Consider the following 9,796-nt stretch of genomic DNA (forward strand, 5'->3'; position numbering starts at 1 on the left):
CGCACCCCCCCCCCCCCCCCCCCCCCCCCCCCCCCCCCCCCCCCCCCCCCCCCGCCCCGCCCCCCCCCCCCCCCCCCCCCCCCCCCCCCCCCTCACTCTGGACCCGGCCGGTCAGTCCTCGTCGGCCAGGATCAGATACATCTTCTTACGGGCCTCGTTGACGACATCGACGGCCTTCTGCCGCTGCTCGGCGCTGCCGGTCTTCCAGACCTGCCCGAACGCCTCCATCAGACCGAACCCGGCCTGCCGGATCTCGTTCACGGCGTCCCAGTCGATGCCGCGCCCGGCCTCCTCCCACGGGGCCTTTGGCCCCGCCTCGGCCTCGGCGCGCCCGGCGTCGGTGAGCGTGAACAGCTTCTTGCCGCCCTCGCTCTCGCTGGCGATCAGACCCTCGTCCTCCAGCATCTGGAGGGTCGGATAGACGGACCCGGGGCTGGGCTTCCAGGCCCCGGACGTACGCTCGCCGATCTCCTGGATCATCTCGTACCCGTGCATCGGGCGGTCCTTGAGCAGGGCCAGGATCGACGCGCGCACATCACCGCGCCGCGCCCGCCCGCGCCCACCGCCACGCCCCCGGCCGCCGAAGCCGCCTCCGCCCCAGGGTCCACCCCCGAAGCCGGGCCCGAACGGACCGAAGGCCCGCCGCCCCTCACCCTCGCCCCGGGACCCGGGGCCGCAGTTCCCGTGTCCGTACTCGTGTCCGTACTCGTGTCCGTAGCCGCGCATCGCGGTGCTCCTTCCATCGAGTTCCATCGCTGTACTGTCGCGATGCTTCAACGATATATCGGAACTTGTCGTCCGACAAGACATCCGAGTGCCCCTGCGGGTGACCGGAGGCAGCCGGGCGACCGGAAATCCCGGTTGACCCGGTCCGCTTCCGGCGTTTCGAATGGGACCGATGGATACGCCGGAGAGAACGCCCATGCACGACGGCCAAGTGGACGTGACCACCGAAATCGTCGCGAGCCTGATCCGCGAGCAGTTCCCTCGATGGAACGACAAGACGGTCCGGCTCCTACCGTCGGCCGGGTCGGTCCACGCCGTCTTCCGCGTGGGGCACGATCTCTCCGCGCGTTTCCCCCTGCGCCTGACCGATGCCGCCGAGGCACTGACCGTGCTGGAACGGGAAGCCCGGGCGAGCGCGGAACTCGCGCGGGTGTCCCTGTTCCCCGCCCCGGAACCCGTCGCCTTGGGAAAGCCCGGACCGGGTTACCCCATGCCCTGGTCGGTCCAGACGTGGGTGCCGGGAACGGTCGCCTTCGATGCCGACCCGAGTGGGTCGGACGCTTTCGCCGAGGACCTCGCTGCCTTCATCGCGACCCTGCGGGGCACCGAGACGCGGGGGCGGGTGTTCGACGGCGAGGGGCGCGGTGGCGTTCTCGCTCACCATGACGACTGGATGACGACGTGCTTCAAGGAGAGCGAGGGGTTGCTCAACGTGCCCCGGCTACGCCAGTTGTGGAGCCAGTTCCGGAAGTTGCCCCGCACGTGGGCCGACGACGTGATGAGCCATGGTGACCTGACCCCCGGCAATGTGCTGGTCACAGGAGACCGGCTCGGCGGCGTCCTCGACACCGGCGGCTTCGGCCCGGCCGACCCGGCCCTGGACCTCGTCGGCGCCTGGCATCTGTTGCGGACCGGCCCTCGGGACGTGCTCCGGAGGGCTCTGGCCTGCGACGATCCGGAGTGGGAACGCGGCAAGGCGTGGGCGTTCCAGCAGGCGATGGGTGTCGTCTGGTACTACGCCGAGAGCAATCCGACGCTGAGCGGCATGGGGCGCCGGACACTCGGCCGCATCCTGACGTCGATGGAGTGACGCCGCCGGCCAGTACGCCACGACAGTTCGGCCGGCCTCCCCGTGAACCATGGGTCCAGTGGTGCGGGCGGTCAGTGCGTACCTGGCCGGCCGGCTGATGCGGGGACCCGGCTCCACGCGGCAGCCCCGCTCTGAACATCGCCCCTGGGCTGGCGCGGTGACTGATGAGCGGGAGTGGGAGCAGCCGTCGGGAGTGTGGGCCACGGCGGTGGGGGTGGCCCGGGTGCGGGCGCTGGAGACCGAACGGGAGGACGCCCTGCTCCGCGACCCACTGGCGCGGGCCTTCGCCGCCGCCGGCGGGCTGTAGCCCTCCTCGCCGCCGCTCGATGACGAGGCCGCGCGGCCGGTCGGCCGCGGCTCTTCGTGGCCCCGGATCTCCAGCCCGAACTCGACACACTCGACACGGAAGAGCCCGATCGGGACGCCTTCGCGGACGACGAATCGTTCCGCCGCGTGTACGCGCCTTGGGAGGCACGGTACGACGAGCTGTACGACGCCCAGGAGGCGGGCGCCGTGTTCCTCAGCGATCAGGGATGCGGTTTCACCACCCTGCTGGTGATGACGGGACCTCACCAGGGCGCCGTCTGGCAGGACCTGCGGCCGATGGACGAGGGGATCAAGCCGACGGGGCACGGCTTCGCCCGCTGGTACCGGAACTGGCTGGAGCGCACAGAACAGCAGCTCGGCCTCACCCCACTCGTGCCGGCTCCCGGAGAAGAGATGCCTTAGCCGGGCCGGTGGCGCCAACGGCTTCGCGGCCACAGCCAGATACGGGCCTATGGGTCCCGTACAGCCCCTCGCCTGGGCGTATCCAAGCCCGCCTCCCGACGACACCCTGTCGCAGGCGGCCACTAGCCTGATACGCCATGGACGCCCACGACCTCGACCGTCAGACCCGGACGCAGTCCGGCCTCATTCCCCCGCCTCTGGTCTCCCGCCTGCTCGAACTCGGCCACGAGCGGGAAGTGGAGCACCGGGCCGGTCGCGGTGAGTGGTTCTGCGCGCGGGAGTGGGCGCGGCTGCTCGGCGGTCGGGGGCGGCGGGAGGAGGCGCTGGAGGTGCTGGCTCCGTACGTCGCCACGGGCTGGTGGCCGGCCGCCTTGGTCCAAGCGGAGCTGCTGGAGGGCTGGGGGCGGGCGGCGGAGGCGATCGCGCTGGTCAGGCCGTACGCGGCGAAGGGCGGAGACTCGCTGAAATTCTTGGGGCGCCTGCTGGCCCGGAGCGGGCACGCGGACGAGGCGGTCACCCGGCTGAGCGCCGGGATCGACGACTGCTCCCTCGCCCGCGCCTTGGTCGGCATCTGTGGCGCCGCGGGCCGGGACGAGGAGGTCGCCGCGCTGCTGGCCGCCCGGATACCGGACGGCCACCGGTGCGACAACCCGTGGTGCTGTCGCGGCCTCGACCCCGACGACGCCCGCGGTCTGCTGGCCACGATCCGCGAGCGCCAGGGCCGCGTCGACGAGGCGATCACTCTGCTGCGCGCCCGACAGTTCAGCGCCCCCGGCGGCGACCGCGATCAGCTGGCCGATCTGCTGGCGCGGCACGACCGGATCGGCGAACTCCGCGCGTACGCGGCGGAGGACGACCTCGGGCACGGCAGACGACGCCTCGCCGAGCTGTTGGAGGAGCGCGGTGACGTAGCGGGCGCGGTCGCCGCATACCGGCCTGCGGACCGCTCGGCGGACCGGGCGCACGACACGGTGGAACAGGCGCGGCTACTGGCCCGGCACGGCCGGGTCGACGAGGCGATCGAGGTGTTGCGCGCGCTCGTGGACTCCCCCGAGGGCGCCGACTCCTGGATCGTCGCCACCCTGTGCACCCTGTGCGCCGATCACGGACGCGCCCGGGAGGGACTGGCCCACCTCGACGCGTTCACCTCGTGCCACGGCGACGATGTTGAGGAGGAGGACTCCTTCCCGCTGCGGCTTCGGCTCCTGGCCGCGTGCGGCCCGCTCGACACCGCGATCGAACAGATGCGGGCGCACCCCGGGGCCGGTACGTGGACCGCGGCCCGAGCCGTCTCCGACCTGCTCGCCGAGCACGGCCGTCTCGAAGAGGCCGTCGCCCTCCTTCGGCCGTACGTCGAGTCCGGCACCGAGGCCGACACCGAGGCCGCCGCCCACCTACTGGCCGGTCATCTCGTCGAACTCGGCCGCGTACGCGAAGCCGTAGCCCTCTTCCAGCAGGCTGCACCCGAGCCGGAACCCCTCGTCTGGACCGGCGCGCTCTTCACCTGACCACCCTCCCCCGCCAGCCGTTCCCCCTGCCCGCCCTGCCCGACCCGGCCCCGCCGGCGACCACTGCGGTGCACCCCCGCCACCGGCCTATATCCCTAAGAAAGAGCGAATATCGGAAGCTCTCTCCCGACAACCCTCGCCCCGCCCACACTCCACCGACAAGGCCAGTCCTCTCCGATTGGCCTTGGCACCCGGCTTCAGTGGCCCTATACGGTCCGGCTCATGCGTATCCGAATCGTCGACGCCTTCACCGACCGGCCCTTCTCCGGCAACCCGGCCGGAGTCCTGATCCTCGACTCCGATTCCTTCCCCGACGACTCCTGGCTCCAGCGGGTGGCCGCCGAAGTCAACCTCTCCGAGACCGCGTTCGCCCACCCGCTGCCCCCGGGCGGCGAGGCCGACTGGGCGCTGCGCTGGTTCACCCCCGCCACCGAGGTCGACATGTGTGGGCACGCCACCCTGGCCACCGCGCACGTCCTGCACCGCGCCGGCGCCACGACCGGCACCGTCCGCTTCACCGCGCGCTGCGGTGTCCTGAGCGTCACGCCCGAGCCGGACGGCTCCCTCACCATGGACTTCCCGACCTCCTCGCTCACCCCGGTGCCCGTGCCGGACGGCCTCGCGGCGGCGCTCGGCGCCGAGCCGCTCGCCGTACACGACACCGCCGCGCACATCGGCGATCTGGTCGTGGAACTCGCGGACGAGGCGACCGTCCGCGGCCTCGCCCCGGACTTCACGGCGATCGCCTCGCTGTCCAAGCGCGGCGTCATCGCCACCGCCGTCGCCGACCGTCCCGAGGGCGACTACCAGTTCGTCTCCCGCGGCTTCTTCCCCGGCGTCGGCATCGACGAGGACCCCGTCACGGGCAGCGCCCACACGGCGCTCGCCCCCTACTGGTCCGCCCGCTTCGGCCGCGAGGAGCTCACCGGATTCCAGGGCGGCGCGCGCACCGGTCTGGTCCGTGTCCGGCTGCGCGGCGACCGTACGCTGCTGACCGGTCACGCCGTCACGGTCATCGACGGCGAGCTGCACGCCTGAGACCCGAGCGGACCCGGACGGCACCCGAGCGGCCCCGGACGGCACCCGGACGGCCCCGGACCGAACCGAGCACGCCCGACCAGCCGAGCGGACCCGGGCACGCCCCGGCGCAACACGTCGAAGGGGTGTACGGCCATGCCGTACACCCCTTCGGTCCATGCCGCCCGCTCACACCGTGGGCAGCCAGCCCACCTTCCCGGCCAGCAGTCCGTAGCCGACGAAGGCCACGATGTCGAGCAGCGCGTGCGCGACGACCAGCGGGCCGACCCGGCCCCAGCGCCGGTACAGCCAGACGAAGACCACGCCCATGACCACGTTGCCGATGAAGCCGCCGATGCCCTGGTAGAGGTGGTACGAACCGCGCAGCACCGCGCTCGCCGCGAGCGAGGAGCGGGTGCTCCAGCCCAACTGGTCGAGCCTTCGCAGCAGATAGCCGACGACGATGACCTCCTCCAGGACGGCGTTCTGGAGCGCCGACAGGATGAGCACCGGATACTTCCACCACACGTCCGGCAGCGACTCCGGTACCACGGTCAGGTTGAACCCGGACGCCCGCGCCACCAGGTAGAAGGCCAGCCCCGCGCTGCCGATGCCGGCCGCGACCAGTGCTCCGCGTCCGAGGTCCGGCCACGGCCGGGTGCGGTCGAAGCCGAGCACCCGCAGTCCGCGCGCACCCGGCGCCACCCCTGCCGCCGCCCGTCCCGGTATGCCGGCCGTCGCCCCCTCGGCCGTCCCGCCCGGCAGCGACCGCGCCCACCCGCCCTCGCGCAGCAGCAGGTGCGCGACCAGGGCGACCGGCACGAGCACGGTGGCGATGCCGAACAGCTGCCACGCGAGGTCGAGCCACGGCCGCCCGGGCGCGTACGAGCTGTTGATGGTGGTCGCCTGCTGATTGAGCGCGGCCGGCCGCGTCAGTGCCCCGATGAGGCTGATGAGCGCGGACACCCCGCTCGCGCCGAGGGACAGCGCGAGCACCAGCAGGGTCTCGTCGCGCAGGATCCGGCGCGGCGTCGGACCTCCGGGCGACGGACCGAGGTCCACCACGTGTTGCTCCGACACCACACCGCTCTCCCGTTTCCCTCGCGTACTGGGTACGGGCACCCTACCTACACGGTCCGCGCCCCGGCTCAGAGCCCCACGGGCCAGGTGTGCACGGGCTCGCCGGTCAGCATCAGCGCGCGGTAGCGCCGGGTCGTCGCGGCCAGCGCGGCCGGCCGGTCGAGACCGGACGCGAGGGCCCGGTGGAAGGTATCGGCCTGCCAGGAGGCACCGTTCACCCGCCGCCGGCAGCGCTCCTCGATGATGCCGAGGTAGAAATCCCGTTCACGCGGCTCGACATGCCAGGCGTCGAGTCCGGCGGCGGCCATCGGCAGCAGTTCGTCGCGTACGAGCCGTACGGCGGGCACGGTGGCCGTTCCGCCGGAGCGGCCGGAACGCGGCCAGCGCAGCTCCGCCTCGATACCGTGGCGGCAGGCGGTGTCGAAGTTGTGCTCGGCGTCCGCGAAGGTCATCCGCTTCCACACCGGCCGCGACTCGTCGGCGAGCGTGCGCACCAGGCCGTAGTAGAAGGCGGCGTTGGCGATGACGTCGGTGACGGTCGGGCCGGCCGGCAGCACCCGGTTCTCCACCCGCAGGTGCGGGACGCCGTCGACCCAGCCGTACACCGGCCGGTTCCAGCGGTAGACGGTGCCGTTGTGCAGGACGAGTTCGCCCAGCTTGGGCACCGTGCCCGCGTCGAGGACCTCCAGCGGGTCCTCGTCGTCGCACAGCGGCAGCAGTGCCGGGAAGTAGCGCAGATTCTCCTCGAAGAGGTCGTACGCCGACTCCACCCAGCGTTCCCCGAACCAGGTGCGCGGCCGGACGCCCTGCGCCTGGAGTTCGGGCGGGCGGGTGTCGGTGGCCTGCTGGAAGAGCGGCGGGCGGGACTCGCGCCACAGCTCCCGGCCGAAGACGAACGGCGCGTTGGCGCCGAGGGCGATCTGGACGCCGGCGATCGCCTGCGCCGCGTTCCAGACGGACGCGAACCGCGCGGGCGTGACCTGGAGATGCAGCTGCACCGACGTGCACGCCGCCTCGGGGGTGATCGAGGCGGACTGGCACAGCAGCCGTTCGACGCCGTGGATGTCGAGGGTGATGTCCTCGCCGCGGGCCGTGAGGATCTGGTCGTTGAGGAGCGCGTAGCGGTCCGCGACCGTCAGGTTGGACAGGGCCGTGTCGTCCTGGGTGAGCGTCGGCAGGATGCCGATCATCACCACCCCCGCGCCGACACTCCGTGCCTTGCGGTCCGCGTACCCGAGTCCGGTCCGCAGTTCCTCCGCGAGCCGGTCGAATACATGGCCGTCGAGCCGGTGCGGAGCGATGTTCACTTCGAGATTGAACTGCCCGAGTTCGCTCTGGAAATCGGGACTGGAGATCGCGTCGAGCACCGGAACGTTCAGCATCCGGGGCAGTCCGTCGTCACCCGCCAGATTCAGTTCGATCTCCAGGCCCAGAAGATTACGCGCGCGGTCGAACCGCTTCTCCGCGAGCAGCCGCGCCAGCGCGGCAAGGCATTGCTGAAGCTTTCCTCGATACCGCTGCCGGTCGGACAGGCCGAACAGCTCGGCCACGACCTTCTCACCCATCGAAGCCCTCCCCGTGTGGGCAGCCGCTACGACGGCCGCGAGAGTCACGGACGATGATGCCCCGCCCGCTGATCGACAACGCCTGCGAAGCGACAGTGTGAGCGAATACTCTGTACCAGAATTCTCCAGGGGCAGTCCCCAGGGGCAAGCCGCAATGGACATATACCGGAGACACATTTCCGGAGATCGGGTCGGCGAGGAGATCGTCGCGAGATCCACCGGCCGGTGATCGGCACCGGAAGGATTCGGCCGACCTGCCCTGTCGGAGAAAGTGCAGGAAGGCGTTCCGCCGGACGCATGTGTTCCATGCGATCGCCATGGACATGTGACCGGATGACGCCTTGTCAGGAATTTCGGCGGCGTCCGCCGGAAACCCCGCGCAGACGCATGTCGTATAAACTCCACTCACGGGGCACGGAGTGCCATCGCACGGCCACCCCTTCGTGGCCCGCCTCTCCGGCCCCGTCGCCGACAGCGCTGTCGCACCCGCCACGCTTCACCGTTTCACCGTGTCTTCGTGTCTTCGTGTCCTCGTGTCTCCGTGCCTGACTCCGTGTCTGACTCCGTGTCTTCTGAGTGAGAGGCGACCCACCATGCTCCGTCTCTGTCCGGCTCCCGCACCGGCTCTCCGCTGCGTCCTGACGGCTCTCGGCTCCCCGGCGGCGGTCCGCGAGCCACGCACCCCGGCCCTGCGGGCCGTCCAGGGACCGCTGAGTGCCGAACTGCCCCTGCCCTTCCACCTGCTCGGCGGGTCCCACGGCGCGGGGGCGGCCGGAGGGGCGGCCTCGGGGCCGGCCGGACGGACGACCGGAGCACCGCACCGCACCCGGCTGGCGGGCTGGCGTTTCCTGATCCGCTGCGGGGAGCGGTCGATCGCGGCGGCGGACACCACGCTCACGCCGGACGGCTGGTCCTTCTCCCACTTCTTCGAGGGGCCCTACGTCCCGGCCACCGAGCGGGCGCTGGCCCAGGCCGATGCGCTCGGCACGCCATACCAGCCGAGGCTGCTCGGCGTCCCGGGCCTGTACATGCTGGCCCTGTGGCTGCACGCCGATGTCGAGTCCGACGGCACCGGCACCACGCCCGGGCCGGCCGATCTTCTCGTGCCGCTGTCCCCCGCCCCTCCCGGGTTCGCCGCGCACCACCTCTACCGGGCCGCCGATCTGCTGCCCGTGATCGGGCTGCGGCTCCCCCCACCGCCCCTGCTCGACTCCGCCACGGCCTGACGTCGGGGTACGTACGGCCATGCGCGGCCGCCCGGGAAGCAAACCCACAGCCGCCCACGACCGCGCGCACCGCTCACGCCACGCCCCGCGCGCCGCACACGCCCCGCACGCCACCGTCACAGCGGCCCGACGACACGGTGCCGGGTCCCGCCCCGGCATCCCGGGCGCACTGCTGTCCGACGCCTCTCCCAATCGGACTAGCCCGCCTGGACCACTGCGAACCCCCCGAAGAGGCGGTGCAGTTGAAGCGAACCGCCCCTGCGGGTGACGCGTCATCAAGGAAGAGGACGAGGTGCCGCGAAATACCTGCGGAACGTCGTTCGTGAGGCAAGACTGGGACCGGAACCCAACCGACCTACGGGGGCGGCCATGCCAGCAAAGCGCCGCAGGACATCCACCACGACACAGCGAGAGAATCCGCCCATGTGCCAGCACAAGCCTGCTTGTCCCACCGCCGACTCCGCCGACCGGGAGGCCGCTCTTCTCGTGGCCCATCACCCGGAACAGGGCTGGAGCCTGCTGTGCAACGGTGTCCTGCTCTTCGAGGACACCGGCGAGCTGCTGCCGAACGGGCAGATCATCGCCCCGCACCGCCCGCCGACGGCCGCCGCCGTGACGGCGGCCGCCTGACCAGGGCTCGACCGGGGCTCGCGGAACGAGCCGAGGGCCGGTCCGGAGAGATCTCCGGACCGGCCCTCTTGTGTACGTCTCAGGTGTCCCGCATCCGCCTGACCCCCGCCGGGGGGGGCGCCCCGGGCCCCCCCCCCCACGCCCCCCCCCCCCAAAACCCCCCCCCCCCCCCAACCCCCCCCCCCCCCCGGCGCCCCCCCCACCCCCGGCCCGGAGAGGCCGGCA

Annotated in this window: 9 protein-coding genes and 1 pseudogene; 7 read left to right on the forward strand and 3 right to left on the reverse strand. The window is 72.1% G+C overall.

The genetic code is table 11. The annotated features are described in order from the left end of the window. Positions 1 to 111 precede the first annotated feature (111 nt). A complete protein-coding gene (locus tag ACGFRB_RS30630) occupies positions 112 to 726 on the reverse strand; it encodes a PadR family transcriptional regulator (RefSeq protein WP_393247712.1) in 615 nt (204 codons plus the stop codon). A 196-nt stretch (positions 727 to 922) separates the two neighbouring features. Between ACGFRB_RS30630 and ACGFRB_RS30635 the strand changes: the two genes are divergently transcribed. From ACGFRB_RS30635 to ACGFRB_RS30655, 5 genes and pseudogenes are all read left to right on the forward strand, one after another. Then, complete coding sequence (locus ACGFRB_RS30635; protein WP_393247700.1) at positions 923 to 1,816, forward strand: aminoglycoside phosphotransferase family protein; 894 nt, start codon at positions 923 to 925, stop codon at positions 1,814 to 1,816. 193 nt (positions 1,817 to 2,009) lie between these two features. After that, positions 2,010 to 2,120: pseudogene (locus tag ACGFRB_RS30640) on the forward strand (SAM-dependent methyltransferase); the annotation flags it as partial. Positions 2,121 to 2,179: 59 nt separating this feature from the next. Next, complete coding sequence (locus tag ACGFRB_RS30645) at positions 2,180 to 2,545, forward strand: hypothetical protein (protein ID WP_393247702.1); 366 nt, start codon at positions 2,180 to 2,182, stop codon at positions 2,543 to 2,545. Between the two features lie 137 nt (positions 2,546 to 2,682). Further along, positions 2,683 to 4,053 (forward strand): tetratricopeptide repeat protein, encoded by a 1,371-nt coding sequence (locus ACGFRB_RS30650; protein WP_393247704.1) that lies wholly within the window; start codon positions 2,683 to 2,685, stop codon positions 4,051 to 4,053. A gap of 222 nt (positions 4,054 to 4,275) precedes the next feature. Continuing rightward, on the forward strand, positions 4,276 to 5,091 hold the full coding sequence (locus tag ACGFRB_RS30655) for a PhzF family phenazine biosynthesis protein (protein ID WP_363007646.1): 816 nt from the start codon (positions 4,276 to 4,278) through the stop codon (positions 5,089 to 5,091). A gap of 168 nt (positions 5,092 to 5,259) precedes the next feature. On the opposite strand, the gene ACGFRB_RS30660 is transcribed toward ACGFRB_RS30655, so the two are convergent. After that, a complete protein-coding gene (locus tag ACGFRB_RS30660) occupies positions 5,260 to 6,153 on the reverse strand; it encodes a CPBP family intramembrane glutamic endopeptidase (RefSeq protein WP_393247706.1) in 894 nt (297 codons plus the stop codon). A gap of 65 nt (positions 6,154 to 6,218) precedes the next feature. Further along, on the reverse strand, positions 6,219 to 7,715 hold the full coding sequence (locus tag ACGFRB_RS30665) for a glutamate--cysteine ligase (protein ID WP_363007642.1): 1,497 nt from the start codon (positions 7,713 to 7,715) through the stop codon (positions 6,219 to 6,221). A gap of 593 nt (positions 7,716 to 8,308) precedes the next feature. On the opposite strand from ACGFRB_RS30665, the gene ACGFRB_RS30670 reads away from it, so the two are divergent. Beyond that, a complete protein-coding gene (locus ACGFRB_RS30670) occupies positions 8,309 to 8,941 on the forward strand; it encodes a hypothetical protein (RefSeq protein WP_393247708.1) in 633 nt (210 codons plus the stop codon). 423 nt (positions 8,942 to 9,364) lie between these two features. Continuing rightward, entirely contained in the window at positions 9,365 to 9,571 is a 207-nt protein-coding gene (locus ACGFRB_RS30675) for a DUF5999 family protein (RefSeq protein WP_361230555.1), read from the forward strand. Positions 9,572 to 9,796 lie beyond the last annotated feature (225 nt).

Origin of the sequence: Streptomyces sp. NPDC048718 (genome assembly GCF_043198875.1) — a bacterium.
Lineage (GTDB): Bacteria > Actinomycetota > Actinomycetes > Streptomycetales > Streptomycetaceae > Streptomyces.

Coding starts and splice junctions, on each gene's coding strand:
- ACGFRB_RS30650 (WP_393247704.1), top strand. CDS start 2,683: ATGGACGCCCACGACCTCGACCGTCAGACCCGGACGCAGTCCGGCCTC.
- ACGFRB_RS30635 (WP_393247700.1), top strand. CDS start 923: ATGCACGACGGCCAAGTGGACGTGACCACCGAAATCGTCGCGAGCCTG.
- ACGFRB_RS30665 (WP_363007642.1), bottom strand. CDS start 7,715: ATGGGTGAGAAGGTCGTGGCCGAGCTGTTCGGCCTGTCCGACCGGCAG.
- ACGFRB_RS30630 (WP_393247712.1), bottom strand. CDS start 726: ATGCGCGGCTACGGACACGAGTACGGACACGAGTACGGACACGGGAAC.
- ACGFRB_RS30675 (WP_361230555.1), top strand. CDS start 9,365: ATGTGCCAGCACAAGCCTGCTTGTCCCACCGCCGACTCCGCCGACCGG.
- ACGFRB_RS30670 (WP_393247708.1), top strand. CDS start 8,309: ATGCTCCGTCTCTGTCCGGCTCCCGCACCGGCTCTCCGCTGCGTCCTG.
- ACGFRB_RS30655 (WP_363007646.1), top strand. CDS start 4,276: ATGCGTATCCGAATCGTCGACGCCTTCACCGACCGGCCCTTCTCCGGC.